General features: G+C 47.3%; 16 protein-coding genes. 5 read left to right on the top strand and 11 right to left on the bottom strand.

The features are described from left to right. Positions 1–172 precede the first annotated feature (172 nt). A complete protein-coding gene (locus QUB30_RS13605; RefSeq protein WP_333334006.1) occupies positions 173–1,504 on the bottom strand; it encodes a GNAT family N-acetyltransferase in 1,332 nt (443 codons plus the stop codon). A gap of 191 nt (positions 1,505–1,695) precedes the next feature. Beyond that, the gene (locus QUB30_RS13600; RefSeq protein WP_333334004.1) at positions 1,696–2,877 is read right to left on the bottom strand and encodes a F420-0:Gamma-glutamyl ligase; all 1,182 of its coding nucleotides are present in this window, start codon (positions 2,875–2,877) and stop codon (positions 1,696–1,698) included. 24 nt (positions 2,878–2,901) lie between these two features. Between QUB30_RS13600 and QUB30_RS13595 the strand changes: the two genes are divergently transcribed. Next, the gene (locus tag QUB30_RS13595) at positions 2,902–3,180 is read left to right on the top strand and encodes a hypothetical protein (RefSeq protein ID WP_333334001.1); all 279 of its coding nucleotides are present in this window, start codon (positions 2,902–2,904) and stop codon (positions 3,178–3,180) included. Here QUB30_RS13595 and QUB30_RS13590 read toward each other — a convergent pair. Both QUB30_RS13590 and QUB30_RS13585 read right to left on the bottom strand, forming a co-directional pair. Next, a complete protein-coding gene (locus tag QUB30_RS13590) occupies positions 3,141–4,217 on the bottom strand; it encodes a flagellar assembly protein H (RefSeq protein ID WP_333333999.1) in 1,077 nt (358 codons plus the stop codon). The genes QUB30_RS13595 and QUB30_RS13590 overlap by 40 nt on opposite strands. Before the next feature lie 183 nt (positions 4,218–4,400). After that, the gene (locus tag QUB30_RS13585; RefSeq protein WP_333333997.1) at positions 4,401–5,141 is read right to left on the bottom strand and encodes an SIMPL domain-containing protein; all 741 of its coding nucleotides are present in this window, start codon (positions 5,139–5,141) and stop codon (positions 4,401–4,403) included. 286 nt (positions 5,142–5,427) lie between these two features. On the opposite strand from QUB30_RS13585, the gene QUB30_RS13580 reads away from it, so the two are divergent. The 3 genes from QUB30_RS13580 to QUB30_RS13570 all read left to right on the top strand — a co-directional run bounded on the left by QUB30_RS13580 (position 5,428) and on the right by QUB30_RS13570 (position 9,185). Then, positions 5,428–5,811: a YkvA family protein gene (locus QUB30_RS13580; protein WP_333333995.1), complete on the top strand. Its 384-nt coding sequence runs from the start codon at positions 5,428–5,430 to the stop codon at positions 5,809–5,811. 209 nt (positions 5,812–6,020) lie between these two features. Next, positions 6,021–8,387 carry a DNA helicase PcrA gene (gene pcrA / locus QUB30_RS13575; protein ID WP_333333993.1) on the top strand — a complete coding sequence of 789 codons (2,367 nt, stop codon included), beginning with the start codon at positions 6,021–6,023 and terminating at the stop codon, positions 8,385–8,387. Between the two features lie 192 nt (positions 8,388–8,579). Beyond that, positions 8,580–9,185, top strand: coding sequence for a hypothetical protein (locus QUB30_RS13570; protein ID WP_333333991.1), 606 nt, complete (start codon positions 8,580–8,582; stop codon positions 9,183–9,185). 272 nt (positions 9,186–9,457) lie between these two features. Here the strand turns inward: QUB30_RS13570 and QUB30_RS13565 are convergent, their stop codons facing one another. The 7 genes from QUB30_RS13565 to QUB30_RS13535 all read right to left on the bottom strand — a co-directional run bounded on the left by QUB30_RS13565 (position 9,458) and on the right by QUB30_RS13535 (position 17,028). Next, complete coding sequence (locus QUB30_RS13565) at positions 9,458–9,658, bottom strand: hypothetical protein (RefSeq protein WP_333051533.1); 201 nt, start codon at positions 9,656–9,658, stop codon at positions 9,458–9,460. Continuing rightward, positions 9,655–9,999: a hypothetical protein gene (locus QUB30_RS13560; RefSeq protein ID WP_333333990.1), complete on the bottom strand. Its 345-nt coding sequence runs from the start codon at positions 9,997–9,999 to the stop codon at positions 9,655–9,657. Before QUB30_RS13560 ends, QUB30_RS13565 begins: the two co-directional genes overlap by 4 nt. Positions 10,000–10,104: 105 nt before the next feature. Then, complete coding sequence (locus QUB30_RS13555; RefSeq protein ID WP_333333988.1) at positions 10,105–11,379, bottom strand: FGGY-family carbohydrate kinase; 1,275 nt, start codon at positions 11,377–11,379, stop codon at positions 10,105–10,107. A 327-nt stretch (positions 11,380–11,706) separates the two neighbouring features. Next, a complete protein-coding gene (locus tag QUB30_RS13550) occupies positions 11,707–13,134 on the bottom strand; it encodes a serine/threonine-protein kinase (protein ID WP_333333986.1) in 1,428 nt (475 codons plus the stop codon). Between the two features lie 326 nt (positions 13,135–13,460). Then, positions 13,461–15,296 (bottom strand): biosynthetic-type acetolactate synthase large subunit, encoded by a 1,836-nt coding sequence (gene ilvB / locus QUB30_RS13545; RefSeq protein ID WP_333333984.1) that lies wholly within the window; start codon positions 15,294–15,296, stop codon positions 13,461–13,463. Positions 15,297–15,485: 189 nt separating this feature from the next. Further along, positions 15,486–15,740, bottom strand: a complete 255-nt coding sequence (locus QUB30_RS13540; RefSeq protein WP_333333982.1) for a hypothetical protein — start codon at positions 15,738–15,740, stop codon at positions 15,486–15,488. Continuing rightward, positions 15,730–17,028, bottom strand: coding sequence for an MFS transporter (locus tag QUB30_RS13535; protein ID WP_333333980.1), 1,299 nt, complete (start codon positions 17,026–17,028; stop codon positions 15,730–15,732). Before QUB30_RS13535 ends, QUB30_RS13540 begins: the two co-directional genes overlap by 11 nt. A 351-nt stretch (positions 17,029–17,379) precedes the next feature. Between QUB30_RS13535 and QUB30_RS13530 the strand changes: the two genes are divergently transcribed. Then, positions 17,380–17,718 carry a P-II family nitrogen regulator gene (locus QUB30_RS13530; RefSeq protein WP_265234570.1) on the top strand — a complete coding sequence of 113 codons (339 nt, stop codon included), beginning with the start codon at positions 17,380–17,382 and terminating at the stop codon, positions 17,716–17,718. Positions 17,719–17,788: the final 70 nt, after the last annotated feature.

Here is a 17,788-nt window from a genome sequence, read left to right as displayed (position 1 = left end):
CTAAGGACGCGAAGGAATAAGAGAATAAAGTAAGAAGAAGATAGGTAATCTTAAGTTGAGTTCAATCAAAAGCAGAAGGGATATTTTGGGATTATGACCGAAAAAAGGAATGTTTTGGATGATTAATTCTCTTTTTTTCTGCCTTCTACCTTTTACCTTCTGCTTTCACTTATTAAGAATTGAGTTCTCCCGGCCAGCCGCCGTCTAGAGGCAAATCCGACAAATTTAGAGGCAAAATGCTGCTGCCATCAGTTGCTGCTGATTCGGAATTTTGGCCGCCCAAGGGGTTAACTTGATTCGTTTGGCTGTTTCCTGAGTCAGCCAACAGAGGTTTAATCTCACAGGACGGGTGCCCTGCTGTCGCTTCCCCAGCCATCGGGCCGAGCCAGGACATCCTGCCCGGTACGGGTTTGCGAGTTGGCTGGAAGCTCTGCAACATTTCTGATAGCTGGAGTCCTTCTAGAGAGACTAACTTGGACTCCCGCAATTTGTGCCACACCGATCGAGACATCAGCAAACTGTGTTCCACGCGCACTGCTCCAAATTGCTCTAAATAAGCTTCCCGTTCCGGCTGATAGTCAGCGGAAGCCAGTTGCAGGCTTTGAACTGGGAAATCCTGAACGAGGCGCGCCATCTGGGACAGCAGTTCCGGGTACAGCCAAGTATAGGCCGGGTGTACCGTCAACTGGGCGACGTGCGGTTGGTGGCCGTTGCGGGATAGCTGCACCTGAAAATAGCCGATCGCGGCTTTCCGCTGCGGTTCAAACACGTAGCCGCTGACTACCTCGGTTTTGCCCAGCCACTGTCTGACACCTTCGACTAAAGCGCCGAAAAAACTGGTTTTGAAGTCTTGAATGTGCCGATCGAATACTTGGCGCACCAGCGGCGGCATAGACGCGGTATCCAGTTGGTAGAGCAACTGAGCGTCTGCGTTGCTGACGGGCAGCAGGTTGGGCAAATCTGGGGTCGAGGAAGCCATTTCTTGCAGGCGTTCTGGGGCGATCGTCCAGTATGTCATCTGGGCCAAAGGCTGAAACCCGTTCTGCCGGTACAAAGCCAAGGAAGTTTTGTCGCCGACATTCACTTCCAACAGCCACGTCCGCGCCTCCCAGACTGCCTCAAAGCAGTACCGCAGCAGCATAGAACCAATTCCTTTGCTGCGGGCTTCCGGGTCTACTCCTATGCGATCGATCCGCCAAGTGCTGCGGGTGCGGTTGAAAGGAGAAATCTGAATTATGCCCTTAACGCTCCCCTCTTCTTCGGCAACGTGGGCACGGAACAGGGACTGACAAGGGTTGGGAAACAAGCTAAAAATCTTTAGTAGTCCGTACCAGCGACGAATCTGCTGCAACTTTCTACCTAATACCACGTCGCAGCTTCCGCCCTTGCTGTTTTCTGGCTCTTCGGCTGTTTCCGCGCACAGTTGTTCCATCACCTCGATGTCGCGATACTGAAACGGGCGAATCACAACCTGGTTTTGGTTTTGGGAGGGAAATGAAGTCATAGCATACAAGTGGAGAATGGAAATTTAAAAATAAAAATTCAGAAAGGGGAAGAGTTAGAGAAGTTTTGAGTTTTGAATTGGTAAATTTTGATTTCAAAACTTATAACTTTTGATTCTTCTCCCTTTCTTGCGCGATCGAAAATTAAAAATTTCAAATCATCTTTTTGAATTTTTAATTTTCTGTTTTCAACTCAAGATTTTTGTTGCAGAGGTCGAATTACAACGACTGGTGTGCGCTCGTCAGCATTCCCGGCGGGGTTGCTTCGCAAGGCTTGCTCTAAGAATGTTACCGATAAATCGGAGGTCGCTGCTAATATCTTAACTGCTTTCAAGTCATTAGCGTCTACGATCGCCGCCGCAAGTCCGGTTTCTCGTTGAATTTCTTCTACAACTTGCTGAGGATTGTCCGGGCCTAGGACAATAAATTGGTCGAAGGGAGGCAAAGTCCCCGTAACGTCGTCGATCAGCCTGGCTTGTTCCCCTGCTAGTTGGTAAAAGACTCCCGGTTTGCCAAATATTTTAGCCACAGCGCCGATCGCAAATGCCGCTACTACGCGCCAAGGGCCTACTACATCCACCAACGTCTGCATTCCGCAAGCTGTAGCCAAACTCGACATGGGTAAGAAAAACAAACACACTCGCTTCGCTGCCCATCCTGGTTTAACTTCGCTGGGGTGGCGGTAGCGTCCCTGCATCAAAGCTAGGGGAGTTTCTGCCAGGGCGACAATATCGCCTTTCTGGGCGCGCGGCAGCACGTACCGCTTGACTATTTCGACGGGATTGTCCAATTCCGTCAGGATGTGGGTGCGAATCGGCAAGACTTCTGCAACTCCGACATTTCTGGCGATGGGTACGGTGTCGGAGTTGGGAAATTGCAGGGGAACTACTACGTTACGGACTTTGGGGATGCGGCCACTTGGGCCGTAGGTGACGAAATGTACTTGCACCCAAGCTGACTGCAATTTGGTTAAATCTTGCCCTTGAATGTCTACAGAGACTTTAATTTTCGTGTTTTTTTGGGCTTTAACAATATAGCCGAACCAGTAATCGTCTGCTCTAGCTGTTGCATCTTTGTGGCAAGGAATCACCTTTGTCTGGGAAGTAACGCCATCCAAACTTCCGTCTGACAGCAGTTTCACCTGCGCCCGGACTTCCGGCAACATAATCTCAAAGCGCTGTGTCAGGTTGCGGAACTCCATTTCCCCGACTAAAAGATAGCGGTTGGGTTCCGAGATGGCTAAGTGCCATTCTCCGGCTGTTAGTTCTAGTTTATTTGCACTCCCAGTCCGGCGATAGTTCAACTCTAGGCCCAATCCGCCCAATGCTAGCAGCGAACCGGCTGCTGCGATTCCTGTTGCTAAAGTCTCAATCACTCAAATCACCGCCAATAATATTTTGTGTTTACTGTAGTCGATATCGGGTACTTCGAGCGACGATCCGGTAGCAATTGGATTTGTGGGGTTGTTGCGGGCGATCGAACTTATGCAAAATTACAGGTAAGTGCGATCGGGCGTCTGCGGTGGCGGGGTTGGAGAGTGGGATGGGCGATCGAAATAGATTTTTCGGATGACTTTCACGGGATCGCGGGAAATTCGGGTAGAGTTTATGACTACCCGAACAGGTATTATCGCGCTTTTTATCCCAACCTTGCTCTCAATTCATCAGCCGATAATTGAGGCAATTGTTCTACAAACAATGTCAATTGTTCCACCGGCATTGCTAGTAAATTGGTAACGGCGGTAGGCAGAAGCTCCCCCAATTCATTTTGGCGAATTCTCAAAACATTTTCTGCTAATAATCTGACCGCTTGATCTTTTCCTGCTTCCTCGACTGTTAGCATGGATATTGCCAGCAACAGCACCGTAAAGTCCGCTGCGGGTAACTTGGATATTGGAGATAATAAAGCAGTCATTTTTGAGTTAATTTCTCCAAATCGTACTTGCAGAAAATTTTCTAAAATTAAGCGCTGTTGTGCTTGTCTTCCTTGTTCAATTCCTTGTTGTTGTGCGGCTTCTAACTGTTCTCTAAAAAGTGATGGGATCGCCATAATTAACTCCCGCTCTTCTGGCTGTAACTCTTGTTCGGTATCGGTTACTAAGTTTGACTGTAACTGATACAACAATTCTAGCGCGATAATCCGTAACGGATCGTCCGTTGCTAAACTGCTCAACTGGGCGATCGCCCTTTGCTGCACTTTTCCTTTCCCTAAAATCCTCAACCACATGGTTTCGGAAGTTTCGGGTAATTGGTGAATCACCACAATTGCCGATTTCAAATGCCTGGGCAAAAAATAAATGCCCTCCATCCAATGCTCAGGCTTGGGTATTGCGCCAAAACCATCCAGTATTGCTTTCGATGCTGTAGGTGTCAAAATCCACAGTGTCGGTAAATTAGCACCATCATAGCGAGTATTTTCTCTTCTGGCTTGCCGCTCCAATTCACCTCGCAAATCCCATAACTTACTCATACAGCTAATGACTTCGCCGACAGTTACTGGATTGCGAAACGGTTCAAAAATTGCCGCCGTCTCAGCCATTTTTCCCAACAACCCTAAAGTTGCTGAGTATTCAGGAATTACAGTCATTGGAATGAAATAAACATCGATTTCTCGGACTTCGGCAGTAACATCATGCCCGATATTCACCGTCCCGATGGGAGACAGCAGTTCTGTCAACAAGTCTTTGGCAAAGCGATCGTGAATAAATCGCGTCATAAAAATTGCTTTTCATATTTTATGATTAAATTTTCTCATGTTATCGTCGCATATTTAAGATATTTTATCTAACAACCAGCAGATAAACATAAAAAAATAAAACACTCAGATACCCGACTTCTTTAAGAAGTCGGGTATCTAACAGATATCGCATTTTACGTTCAATTAGAATGCAGCCCCCCATCAATACCCAATTTGCAAAGTCACAGAAGCTTCTACCTGCTGTTCCCCTCCCACCACAGGCGTTGCAGCGTCAGCAGCAGCAGCGCGAACACCAGCCAATTGTCGGTACATAGGAGGTGGCGCGATCGCACCGTTGACTTGAATGCCCAGAATGTCTCCCCGCTTGAGGTTGAGGGCGCTCAAGACTGCATCCGCTTGCGCTTGAGCGTCTTGAGTTGCTTTGCGGAGTGCTTGTTTTCGAGCAGATTCGATCGCACTTTCGGCAGCGGCAAAACTCACGCCGTCGATGCGTGTGGCTCCGGCATTCACCGCATCGTCGAGCAAAGTGCCGGCAGATGCAGTATTAATCCGAAAACTGACGGTATTCGTCGCCGTATAGCCCGTCAAGCGCTGTTGGTTGTTGTCGTAGTTATAAATGGGATTGAGGGTGATGCCGGCAGTTTCGAGTTTTTCGACTTGGCGCGATCGCAGCAACTCTACCACAGCGGACGATCGCCTCGCCGCTTCCTGCTGCACTTCGGCCGCCGTTTTCCCCTGCACCTCAACCCCCAGCCGCACTTGTGTTTGAGTTGTAGGAATCGCTTCCACACCCCGCCCAGTAACAGTCAGCGTTCTGATCCGCTGTTCTTGAGCCGCCGCCGGATCTAATCCCGCGAAACTGACGAGAGTTAAGGTTAAACACAACGCTGTTACCAGACTGCGGAAATTAATGCGATCGCGCGATCGTAAAGTTGAATTCATAAATTTGATTCTCCTCACATACAACAGATGCTATACTTTACCTTCCCACTGAAATTGCTAAATATCCGGGTTGTTACATTTTTAGCAACTAAAAAAATAGTCCGTACTTCTGAAGAAATTATGAGTTATTATGATGTCCGCAGGACGCTCCACTAAAAAATTGGTGTTCTGGGCAAAATAAGAGGTTTGGCAACGATAAATATAGAAACCCACCCAGTTTATGACACTCCGACGCAACTACTCTTTCATTTTAAATAAAATTTAAAAATGATAAAATTGTTAAAAGATGCAATCCTTAAAACAAGTTGCCCGCCGACTCAAAAAAGAAACTTACGCTGTTTATTTAGCCAGTACAGACCAGAGAGTACCTTGGTACGCCAGAATTTTAGCAGGCCTTACGGTTGCCTATGCTTTTAGCCCGATCGACTTAATTCCTGACTTCATACCGATTCTCGGCTACTTGGACGATTTGATAATTGTACCTTTGGGAATTTGGCTGGTACTGAAGATGATTCCGCCACAGGTTTTAGCCGAGTGTCGGGAAAAAGCAGCCGCAGAAATAGAGCGAGGAAAACCGATAAATCGGGCTGCCGCTGTTGTGATTATTGCCATTTGGATTGGCTTGGGAATATTAGCAGCAATGTGGCTAACACGGATATTTAAACGTTAAAAAAAATTACCTATCTAGTTATAGTGTAGGGTACGCGCCAAACACCTTAGCTTAAACAAGTCGCTTGGCAAAAAAATATTTAAAGTTTAAAAAATCACCTTTCTAGTTATAATATAGGGTGCGCTAGGCGCACCTTACGTTAAAAGAACTCGCGGTATCGCATACCAAGTATTATTTACCCCTTAAAAAATTAAACTAACTTTCTAGCTATGACTCAAACCAGTGATTTCCTCAGCCACCTCAACCCATCTCAGCGCCAAGCAGTCGCCCATTATAACGGGCCGCTGTTAGTAGTAGCGGGCGCTGGTTCCGGCAAAACCAGAGCTCTAACTTACCGAGTTGCTAACTTAGTTCGCACCCATCGAGTCGATCCAGAAAATATTCTGGCGGTGACATTTACAAATAAAGCCGCCAGGGAGATGAAAGAAAGAATTGAGAAATTGCTGGCCACTCAGCAAGCTGAAGCGGAATATGGCAAACCTTTGGTAGACTTAGCCCCGGATGTACAAACCAAATTGCGATCGCAAATTTACCAGAGAATTACCAAGCACATTTGGATGGGGACTTTCCACTCTTTGTGCGGCCGCATTCTCCGCTACGATATTGAAAAATACCAAGACGAAAAAGGCCGCAAGTGGCAGAAAAATTTTTCGATTTTTGATGAATCAGATGCTCAAAGTATCGTCAAACAAATCGTCACCAAAACACTGAACCTCGACGACAAGAAATTTGACCCGCGAAAAGTCCGCTATGCCATCAGCAACGCTAAAAATAAAGGCTTGTCGCCTCAAGAATACCAAGCAGCAGAACCGGATTATCGCGGTCGTGTAATTGCCGATGTTTACAGTCGCTACCAAGACGCTTTAGCAGCCAACAATGCCCTAGATTTTGACGACTTAATCCTCGTTCCCGTTAAACTTTTGAGCCAAAACGAGCAAGTATTAAGTTACTGGCATAAAAAGTTTTGCCATATTTTAGTTGACGAATACCAAGATACTAACCGCACTCAATACGATTTGATTCGGATGTTAGTGACAAATAACGCCGACCCGAAAAGCTTCGATAAATGGCAAAACCGCTCGATTTTTGTCGTGGGCGATGTCGATCAATCAATTTACAGCTTTCGGATGGCAGATTATACCATATTGCTGGAATTTCAAGAGGATTTTGGAGATGGTTTGTCCGACGATAAAACTCGGACAATGGTAAAATTAGAGGAAAATTATCGATCGCGCGAAAACATCCTGCAAGTCGCGAACCACTTGATCGAACACAATACCGAAAGGATCGAGAAAATTCTGCGCCCGACTCGCGAACCGGGAGCTCCGATTGTTGTCTGGCGGGCGGACAACGAATTAGATGAAGCAGAATTTGTAGCGGGTCAAATTCATTCCTTGAAGCGCCAAAATTCCGAATACGAAAACGGCAGTAACTTTGCGATTCTCTACCGCACAAACGCTCAATCTCGCTCCTTTGAAGAAGCGTTAATGCGTTTAGACATTCCTTACAATATTGTCGGCGGGCTGAAGTTTTACGATCGCAAAGAAATCAAAGATATCCTAGCATACCTGCGGGCGGTTGCCAATCCCGACGATAGCGTCAGCCTCAAACGCATCATCAATACTCCCCGTCGCGGCATTGGGGATACCACATTTTCCAAAATCGAAGACGCTGCAACTCAATTGGGCATTCCCCTGTGGGAAATCCTCAGCGATGAATCTTCTGTCAATACTCTAGCAGGGCGATCGGCAAAAGCTATTATTAAGTTTGCCGAAATGATTGGTCGTTGGCAATCGCAAGTTGAAACTCTGCCGGCTTCGCAAATTGTCCAAGGAATTATTGAAGATTCAGGCTACATTCAAGATTTGAAAAATCAAGGAACCGACGAAGCCACAAATCGCATAGAAAACGTCATAGAATTGTACAATGCAGTGCTACAATTTGAAGAACAAAACGAAGAACCGACGCTGACATCATTTTTAGCAAAAGCATCTTTAGCATCTGATTTAGATGACTTGCAGGAAGAAGATTCCCGCGTGTCGCTGATGACGCTGCACTCAGCCAAAGGGTTAGAATTTCCCGTAGTATTTTTAGTCGGGATGGAACAGGGTTTATTTCCCAATTTCCGCAGCTTGGACGACCCGAAAGCGATCGAAGAAGAACGCCGTTTGTGCTACGTCGGCATCACTCGCGCCCAGGAATTGCTATTTCTCACCCACACTCGCGAACGCCGCTTGTGGGGAGGTTTCCGGGAACACTGCACCCCTTCGCTATTCTTAGGGGAATTGCCGACACATTTGCTGGCTGGAAGCGCGAAGAAAACTCCAGCGGGGAAAACGGCTGCATCTAAAGGAAAAACTAATAATTCAGCCACTAATTCCGGGAGTTCTAAACCGGAAAACAATGGACAATCGACGGATTGGCAAACGGGCGATCGGGTTTTTCATCATGCTTTTGGAGTGGGAGAAATTACGCACGTTTTAGGGGCGGGCGACAAAATTAATTTGGCAATTAAGTTTTCGGGCTTGGGCAGAAAAATCATCGATCCGAGAACAGCTAAGTTGCAGCGAGTGTAATAGAAAATTCGGCGGTTGAAACCGCGTTTATACAGGGAGAACCCTAGAATATCGGGTTGAAGAAGGGGCGGTTAAAATGCGGTAAAAATTACGTTTTTATCTTTAGTCTACGTCGGGTAACTCGTTTGTGTAGACGCGGTTTCAACCTTCGTTTTATCTAAGTAAAAAGTAGAAATAAAAACCTAAAGTCTTATGTCTTACAGTCAATTTACGACCATCGGCAAGGTTAAAGAAGCCTTCAATCTTACAGTAGTGGAAGGAATCAGATTTCTGCCCGAAATCGAACCGATCGCACCCGCAACAGCCTTGCAGACCATGCTGGAGACAAATTTGCCTTGGGCGATCGCCACTAGCACCGAAAAAGCCCGTTCTGAAGCTATTATCAACCCTGTATTGCTGGAAGTTCGCAGGATTCTGAACCAACAAATCAGCGTGTTTTCGGGTGAGGAATTTAATGTTGATGTAGCTGTTGGACTTACAGGAGTTTGCGATTTTATCATCAGCCGTTCCCCGGAACAATTAGACGTTGAAGCCCCGGTAATTGTGATGGTGGAAGCTAAAAAAGGAGATTTGAAAGTAGGTTTGGGTCAATGTATTGCTGAAATGGTGGCGGCCCAGAGATTTAATGAAGCCAAAGGGCGATCGATTTCCGTCATCTACGGCAGCGTTTGCAGCGGCACAGCTTGGCGGTTTCTCAAGCTGGAAGGGCAAATAGTGACGATCGATCTTACCGATTATCCGCTACCTCCAGTAGATAAAATATTGGGATTTTTAGTGTGGATGGTGCGCGAAAATTAGCATCTATCAAATCTGCGTTGAAAACTGGCGATCGGAGTCGGCGGTTTCAACCGCTACTAAACAAACGAAGTCCGAGGAGAAGGGGACTGAAAAGAAATGATTCAAGGCTATCCCTAGCGTGAATTGCCCCTCGATCGATCTTATCTCACATCTTGCACCATTCTCAAGAACAGGCTTTCCGGCCTGTTCCACAAGAAAATTCACTCTTTGTGGAACAGGCCGGAAAGCCTGTTCATAAAAGACTTATTAACAATGATGCAACATCTCATATCTTATTCGACTACCTGAGATTCCACACGCCTGTATTTACCCGCCAAACGTTCTCGACGCTGGCGGCGGTTATCAGCTTCAAATATGGCAATCGCTTCATCTAACTTCAAATTGAAAGCGTCCAACTGTCGGCAGACTTCACGCATCTTTTCAACGTGTCGCTTTCTGGTTTCAGCGTCGGGGATTCTAGGTTGTTGATTCATCGTAAGTTCCAATCCATTTTGATTTCTTGAATGCTTGCTGCTGAGGCATCGACAATTGCCTCTCCGTCTTCTATCGTTCCATACAGAAAGTTTAACGTATCCGCAGTCGCAGCGGGTTGAGATTCTGCCACCTGCTGCAAAAGCCTGTACAAACGATTGTAAGAGGTTCTCAACCTTTCCTTAATATTATCCAGGGATTCTAGTTCGGGGAGTGTCGCTTCTGTCTCGCCAAACTGCTGCATGAATATATATTCTGTGGCGGTTGTTTCGTTGAGGATTTCCACTAGCCGTCGCTGCAATGTGAAAATTGTGCTGAGGATGTCATCAGGTAGCTTTGCCATTGTCCTTAATTTTTAGGGATAACAACTTAACACAATATATCAGAATGTTTTGTTACTCCTATTTTAGTTTTAATCAAGAGCGATATCAGTCCAAATTTACCACCTTTAAATTTGCGTTCCATACTTCGCCAATAACGCAGTCCCATAAGCAGCCCCAGTATGAATTGGCGTTTCAACAGGCACTTTTAAATAACGCTTTCTAATCGCACTCCAAACCAAATTTTTTGCCCCGCCGCCAGCAGTATAAACTTTTGTCAAAGGAGTTGCACCCAATTCTTGCAATAATTGATATCCCCGCGCTTCAATCCGCGCTATGCTTTCTAGCAAACCGTGCAGAAATTCCACTGAATCACTGGGACGCGGTTCGAGTCTGGGCGGCAAATTCGGGTCATTAATCGGAAAGCGATCGCCCTTTTTTAACAATGGGTAATAATCCAGCAAACTCTCTTGTGCAGGGTCAATTTGTGTGCTATAATTATCTAACTCAACATCAGTAAAAAAGTGTCGCAGCACCGCACCTCCGGTATTAGAAGCACCTCCAACTAACCACAAATCGCCTAATTTATGACTGTAAATCCCGTATCTAGAATCATCTACGCGGGTATGACTTAACAGTTTGACTGCCAGTGTAGAACCGAGAGAAGTTACTGCTTCCCCTGGTAAATTGACACCGCTTGCTAAAAATGCGGCAATGCTATCGGTTGTACCAGCACAAATCATACAATCGCGGGGAAAACCGAAGCGATCGCCCACTTGAGATCTCACTTCCCCCACAGGCGTACCCGGTGCGACAACTCGCGGCAATTCAGGAGTTGCAGCGCCCGCAATTCCCTGTGTCAGCCAATTCGGATAGCACAAAGTATCAACATCGAAACCGAGTTTCAAAGCATTGTGATAGTCGCTAATTCCCAATTTTCCGTGCAGCAGAAATGCCAGCCAGTCAGCTTGATGCAGGAAAACCGTAGGGGCGGTGCCCCCGTGCCCGCCCTCCTGCCACCACAGGAGTTTTGCCAGACTGGATGTAGCGCTTAATACTGTGTGGTTGGCAGGCGCGATCGCCCGCAACCTCTCTGTCACGGCTGCACCGCGCGCATCATTGTATAAAATCGGCTCGCATACTGGTATACCGTCGGTATTGCACAGCATGACAGTGGAAGATGTGCCGTCAAGGGCGATCGCCCTTACCTGATTGCGGATTGCTGGGGGAATTTGCTCGATCGAATCCCACAGCGCATTTTGCCACACCGAGGGCAATTCAAGCTGTTGTTGCCCGTTGTTAGCAAAAGTATATTCAGTTTCACAATGTATTGTACCCTGGGAGTCTATGACAGTCGATCGGGCGCCAGTCGTGCCGAAATCTATTCCCAAATAAAGATTCATTTGCCACTCCCGCGAATTTTCCTATTTTGAGGAAACCACAAAGTTTATTTACATCTTATGGTTGTTTCTAACTCCACTTCTTTAGCGAGAATATCAGCATTTATCTGCTCTTTGTCCTATTCTTTAAATAGGGGATGATTTTCTAAGGTGCGCTCGCTAGGTCTGAAAATTTTTAGGTCTTCTACAGATTTTAATAGGGCATATCTAACCTGTATATGTTTTAACATAATTGGTGCGTTACACTTCGCTAACTCACCCTAAATTTCGTAAAAATAAGGTTCGATAAAAAAGACTTGAAAAAAGGCTGAAATCGCTATAAATTACAGCTTACAGCTCTCGATGCGAAAGAAGAGAGAACCATACAACCAACCCTAACCACCCCAACACCCGAACAACCCAACCCAATCCTTCTCCCCCCCACGCAAACACACGCGCACAGGACGGAAGGTGGCCCCGTGGTGCTTGCAAATTAAAGGTTAAATCATTGTAGCTTAACCACTCTTTCCTCCCCTTTCTCCTCTTTCGCCAACCGACACGATCGCCTAGCTTGCATTCAGTGTCATAATCAACTTTACCGCCTATTTCTAACCAGATTTTTTTCTGGACGCTAAAGCCAAAGTTACCCTGACTGTATTTTACCCACAACTGGTCGATCGTCCGCAAATCATCGCCAGGAAAATTCTCGATCGAGTTCGTATCGAACCAACCTTCCTTCTCCCGTCTAGCAGCTTTTAACATCACCTTGAATGTTTCCTGATCCGCCTCTTTCCACTCCCCTGTGGCCAATAAATCCCGGAGACGAGTATAGTCAACACCCCGCGCTGATTTAAGCGAGTCTGGTGGCGGTGCCGGTGGAGGTGTTTGAGCTGATAATTGAGGTGATTGAGTACCAAGAGCCTGCAAAACTTCAGTAGCAGATTGATAACGTTTCTTAATAGCAGGTTGTATCATTTTGTCTAAAATCTGACTCAGTTCCGAACTGACAGATGTTTTTAAGTGTTCTCGCCACACCCACTCAAACTCGCTATCATCGAATAAATCAATCGGCTTAACCTGAGTTAACAGACACAGACAAGTGACACCCAGACTATAAATATCACTCGCATGAATCGGTTTACCGTTGGCTTGTTCTGGTGCCGTATATCCAGCCGTCCCGATCCTCGTTCCCGTTACCGCTAGAGCCGTTTGTGTCGCATATTTCGCGGCTCCAAAGTCAACTAAAACCAGTTGCCCATCTTGCCTAAGAATAATATTTTCTGGCTTGATATCTCGGTGAATAACTTGGCGAGAGTGAATGAACTCGAATACTGGCAATAAATTATTAAGCAAGTCGCGAATCTGCGTTTCGCTAAAATATCTCTTAGATTCTAGTGCTTCGGCTAAATTTTCACCGTCGATGAATTCTTGGACTAAATACTGCCGTCCATCTTGACTAAAATATGCTAATAAGTCGGGAATTTGAGAATGTTTACCCAACTGTTCTAGGCGGACTGCTTCAAGCTCAAATAACTCAGCAGCTTTCTGGATACTAGAAGCGCCTTGAAATTGGGGGTAAAATTGTTTAATAACGCAGGGAGGTTTTGAGGGTTTATACTCGTCAAGAGCGAGAAAAGTACGCCCAAATCCCCCTTGTCCTATAATTTTTTTGGCTCCGTAGCGATCGCCCAATAGCAGTTTATTCCCGCATTTTTGACAAAATTGTGTAGAGCCAGACGGGTTTTGGAATAGGCAATCCGGGTTTAGACACTGGCTCATAAAATATGCTTAGAGATTACAGATTAAAGCTCTTGATGCGATGCCAGCGGAGATGGTTCTAAATGTGGAAAAGCAGAGCCGGGTAAAGAGAGGGCATTGCCGATATGTGTCAACTTAAGTCTGAAACCTTTGTATCTCTCGCTTTTATCCGAGGCCAGATCCCCCTAAATCCCCCTTAAGAAGGGGGACTTAGAGCTCGCTCCGGTTCCCCCCTTATTAAGGGGGGCTAGGGGGGATCTGGCCTCGACGATAAACAGCAGTCTATGACCACGTTTGACCTTAAGTTGAGACTAATAGGCACAGCCTAAGTGCCCACTCAAAACTCGTTAAACTTTTGTCCCGCACTCAGGACAAAACTTATTGCTCGAAACATTCTTCGCACCGCAACTCGGACAATAAATCAACTCCGCAGATGGCAACGTGCTACGATCGGGCAAACCAACCATTTGAGCGTTGCTCTTACCTGGAACTACCATCGGATAGCAGTTTTCGTCCCTCGTCACCTTCACGTTCATCAGCACCGGGCCGTCGTGAGCGAGCATTTGAGCGATCGCATCTTTGAGTTCCTCCGGCCGCGAAACCAGCATCCCCTTCACGCCATAAGCCTCAGCCAGCATCACAAAATCCGGCATCCCTACAGTCATATTCGACGACGAATAACGCTCCCCGTAGAACGCCTGCTGCCACTGCCGCACCATTCCCTGCCAGCCGTTATTTACAATCACAATCTTGACATTAATGCCGTATTGTGCTAAAGTTCCCAGCTCTTGAATATTCATTTGTACGCTAGCATCGCCAGCAATACAAATAACTTGCTCATTGGGTAGCGCCATTTTCGCGCCCATCGCCGCCGGCAGCCCGAAACCCATCGTGCCCAAACCAGCGCTCGAAATCCAGCGGCGCGGCCCGTTGTTCAAGAATTGAGCCGACCACATTTGATGTTGACCGACATCCGTTGTGTAATAAGCATCCGGCGCTTGAGTAGCCAACTGAGAAATCACCTGTTGCGGAGACAAAATGTCTGGGTAATGAGGCACAACTAACGGATAGTCCTGTTTCCACCGATCGATCCTGTGCAGCCATTCCGCAGTCTGTCCAGTCTTCCCCGAAACTCCAGTTTCCCGACAGCGGCGCAGCAAATCGATCAAAACATGGCGGACATCTCCGACAATGGGCACATCAGGGCCGCGATTTTTGCCTACTTCCGCCGGGTCGATATCGATGTGAATCACCTTTGCGCGCGCGGCAAACTCGTCTAATTTCCCGGTCACGCGATCGTCAAACCTCGCCCCCACAGCAATCAGCAAATCGCACTCGGTCACGGCAAAATTAGCGTAAGCAGTGCCGTGCATCCCCAGCATTTTCACCGACAAAGGATGGTTTTCGTCAAAGGAACCTTTGCCCATCAGCGTTGTCGTGACCGGCAATTGGAAAAGTTCGGCGAGTTCCTTAATTTCTTCGTGGGCCCCGGCTGCGATCGCCCCGCCCCCGACATAAAGCAAAGGACGCTTTGCTTGCTGCAGCAAATAGATTGCTTGATTAATTTGCCGAGGATTTCCCTTCACCGTCGGCCGGTAGCCCGGAATTCTCACCGATCCGGGTTCCACGGGCAGATAGTCAAATTCTTCTAAACCCACATCCTTGGGCACGTCAACCAAGACTGGCCCCGGCCGCCCTGTACTCGCGATGTGGAAAGCTTCTGCCACAATTCGCGCCATATCTCTGGGGTCGCGCACTACATAGGAATGCTTGACAATTGGCAGGGTAATCCCGTAAATATCAGTTTCCTGAAACGCATCAGTGCCGATCGCCGGACGGGGAACCTGACCGGTAATAATTACCATCGGGATCGAATCCATGTGCGCCGTCGCAATCCCCGTCACTAAATTAGTTGCGCCGGGGCCCGAAGTAGCAAAACAAACCCCAACTTGTCCGGTAGCGCGGGCGTATCCGTCAGCCGCGTGAGCTGCGCCTTGCTCGTGGCGCACCAGAATATGTTTGATCGCGCCAGTTTCTTCAGCGCGGTAGAGTTCGTCGTAAAGCGGCAGAATTGCGCCGCCGGGATAACCAAAAATATGCTTGACGCCGTGGCGGATCAAGCTGTCAATCAGAGCAAATCCACCAGTTGCACGCTTGATGGTCACTTTAGTTTTTAGTTGCACAGAATTTCCTTCCTTAAACTAATTATGATTTTTAATGAAAGCTTTTATACTACTTTAATCTCAATTAATGAAACTATGAAAATTTAAGTGGTGAGATTTTACGAAAGATTTCGCGATCGGACTGGGTTCGCCCGATCGAGAAATGGTGGAACAGCAGAGGAAGAAAAGAAACAGAGGAAATCGCGGCTTCTATGCCGGTTTACCGCTATATGACGCTTGTATAGCATTCGTCATGCGGCATTCGACAACAAAAACAATCGTTTCAGCAATTAAGAACCTCCTCACCATCAGGGGGATTGCTATGTTAGAGATCGATCGCGAAAATAAAGCCCTCTTCCCTCTTCCTTCTCCCTTCTTCTTGACATCCGTTACATCCGTTACATCCGTTACATCCCGTACATTGCTCGTTGCCGAACTTCCTTCTTGCCAAAGTTCAGAGAACATCCTGCAAGACTTTGCGGGTATGTCGCCAAGCTGCCATGCCCATCACCGATACCAAAAAGCCCAAACTCAGTAACACGATCCGCAAGCCGAGGTCATCCGATCGGACGGCTTTGCTGACAGCATCAGTCAGCGGGCCGGTAATCGCTAAAGGCAGGCTCAGAGCAATATTAATCGCATTGTTTTCCAATCCAAAGACTTTGCCCCGCATAGATTCTGGAGTTTTTTCTTGAATCAGAGCCTGCATCGGCCCGTTAATTAACGAAGCACCAAAACCGAACAGAGCACTCAATCCGAATCCCACCCACAACTGTCGGGTAAAGGAAAACATTGCTAATACAAAACCCATCATCAAGAAACCGATTAACGGCAGAGGTTTGTGGTGGAAGCGACCGCCCCAGTGTCCCAAAAAGGCTGCGCCGAAGACCATTCCGACTCCCGCAGCAGCCAGCAAAAAGCCAAATTGAGTTTCTTTGAGACCTATTTTGCCTGAAAGTGCGATCGCCAGCACCTGAAGCGCTGCAAACACCGAATACAAAATCGTCAACTGCACCATCGCGTTGCTGACAAGGTGATTGTGTTTCAAATAGCGCAAACCTTCTTTGAGGTCTTGCCAAGGATGGACGTTTTTGCCACTGCTGCCGGCATGAGTTTCTTTGATCCGCATGGCATAGATCAAACCTGCTGATATCAGGTACAACCCGCCCAGCAAAAACTCTTGAGAAGCTGCTCCGAAGCTGTGTTTGACCCAACTAAACAGCGGTTCGCCGATCGTCATACCGACAATAATCCCGCCCATTGTGGACGAGGCGAACAGCGCATTTGCCGACATCAGTCCCTCTCGTCCCACGGCCAGGGGGATTGCAGCCTGCTCTGCCGGAGCAAAAAATTGCGTTACGGTAGAGATCAAAAACGTCATCGCCAACAAAACGGCAAAAGCTTTGGGCAAAAACGGCAAAGCTATAATCAGCACGGCTCGAATCACGTTGCAGCCGATCAGCATTTGCTTTTTGGAAAAGCGGTCTACGACGATACCGGCGGCCGAACCAAATACGATTGCCGGCAGCGTGTAGGCAATCATCACCGCTGACAGCATAGAATTTTCCGAATGCTGCCAAGAAACAGGCCAGGGTCGGTAGTCGCCTGTTTTCAGCAGAATAATCAGCAATACGTAAAAGATTTTATCCGCCACTTGGGCCAATAACTGGCCCGTCCACAAGGCGAGGAAGGGGCGATTTCTCAGTAGGGCATCAAGCCCGCTGCGGTCAGGGGGAGGGCTAGCTGGGTGCATAGGAATAGTTTAACTGACCGCCTCTGGCAATTATAGTTTTCAGCAATACGTGCAAATCTCACATAGCAAAGCGGAACCTCGGAAAACTCCTGTCTCCTGCGTTCTTTTTCTGTTTTAGCAGATGGCGGGGGAGGGCTGCTGCTGTCTTTTTAACTCTACCGCGATCGACCGGAGCCGAGAGCCCACACTCCCGGAAAATCCGAGAAGATTGTTAAAGGTTGGCGTGCATTTCATCGCGAGTACAAGATAGGGTAATATATTTGACAAAATACTTGCTGTTGGCCGCGATCTTAAAAGATGTCACGCCGATTAAGTAATATAACGAAAGTAGTAATGTTAGGAGTGAGAAAGTTGAAAAAGGTTGAAGCTATTATTCGCCCCTTTAAACTAGACGAAGTGAAAATCGCGCTCGTCAATGCTGGCATTGTGGGGATGACTGTTTCTGAAGTTAGAGGTTTTGGGCGTCAGAAGGGCATGACTGAACGCTATCGGGGTTCGGAGTACACCGTTGAGTTTTTGCAAAAGCTCAAGGTCGAGATTGTTGTGGAAAACGATCAGGTTGACATGGTGGTTGATAAAATTATCGCTGCTTCCCGCACGGGCGAGATTGGCGACGGCAAGATTTTCATCTCTCCTGTAGAACAAATTATTCGGATTCGGACTGGGGAAAAAAACCAGGAAGCAATCTAAGATCTTGGGGCAGCGGGCATCGGTCATCTGTCATCGGTAATTGGTAATGGAGAAAGCCTCTTCCCTGTTC

Source organism: Microcoleus sp. BROC3, from assembly GCF_036702515.1.
GTDB lineage: Bacteria > Cyanobacteriota > Cyanobacteriia > Cyanobacteriales > Microcoleaceae > Microcoleus.
The sequence above is the reverse complement of the archived record's forward strand: the minus strand, read 5'-3'. Positions and strand labels throughout refer to the sequence as shown.

Coding starts and splice junctions, on each gene's coding strand:
- QUB30_RS13605 (WP_333334006.1), bottom strand. CDS start 1,504: ATGACTTCATTTCCCTCCCAAAACCAAAACCAGGTTGTGATTCGCCCG.
- QUB30_RS13590 (WP_333333999.1), bottom strand. CDS start 4,217: ATGACGCGATTTATTCACGATCGCTTTGCCAAAGACTTGTTGACAGAA.
- QUB30_RS13585 (WP_333333997.1), bottom strand. CDS start 5,141: ATGAATTCAACTTTACGATCGCGCGATCGCATTAATTTCCGCAGTCTG.
- QUB30_RS13580 (WP_333333995.1), top strand. CDS start 5,428: ATGCAATCCTTAAAACAAGTTGCCCGCCGACTCAAAAAAGAAACTTAC.
- pcrA (WP_333333993.1), top strand. CDS start 6,021: ATGACTCAAACCAGTGATTTCCTCAGCCACCTCAACCCATCTCAGCGC.
- QUB30_RS13570 (WP_333333991.1), top strand. CDS start 8,580: ATGTCTTACAGTCAATTTACGACCATCGGCAAGGTTAAAGAAGCCTTC.
- QUB30_RS13565 (WP_333051533.1), bottom strand. CDS start 9,658: ATGAATCAACAACCTAGAATCCCCGACGCTGAAACCAGAAAGCGACAC.
- QUB30_RS13560 (WP_333333990.1), bottom strand. CDS start 9,999: ATGGCAAAGCTACCTGATGACATCCTCAGCACAATTTTCACATTGCAG.
- QUB30_RS13555 (WP_333333988.1), bottom strand. CDS start 11,379: ATGAATCTTTATTTGGGAATAGATTTCGGCACGACTGGCGCCCGATCG.
- QUB30_RS13550 (WP_333333986.1), bottom strand. CDS start 13,134: ATGAGCCAGTGTCTAAACCCGGATTGCCTATTCCAAAACCCGTCTGGC.
- QUB30_RS13540 (WP_333333982.1), bottom strand. CDS start 15,740: ATGTTCTCTGAACTTTGGCAAGAAGGAAGTTCGGCAACGAGCAATGTA.
- QUB30_RS13535 (WP_333333980.1), bottom strand. CDS start 17,028: ATGCACCCAGCTAGCCCTCCCCCTGACCGCAGCGGGCTTGATGCCCTA.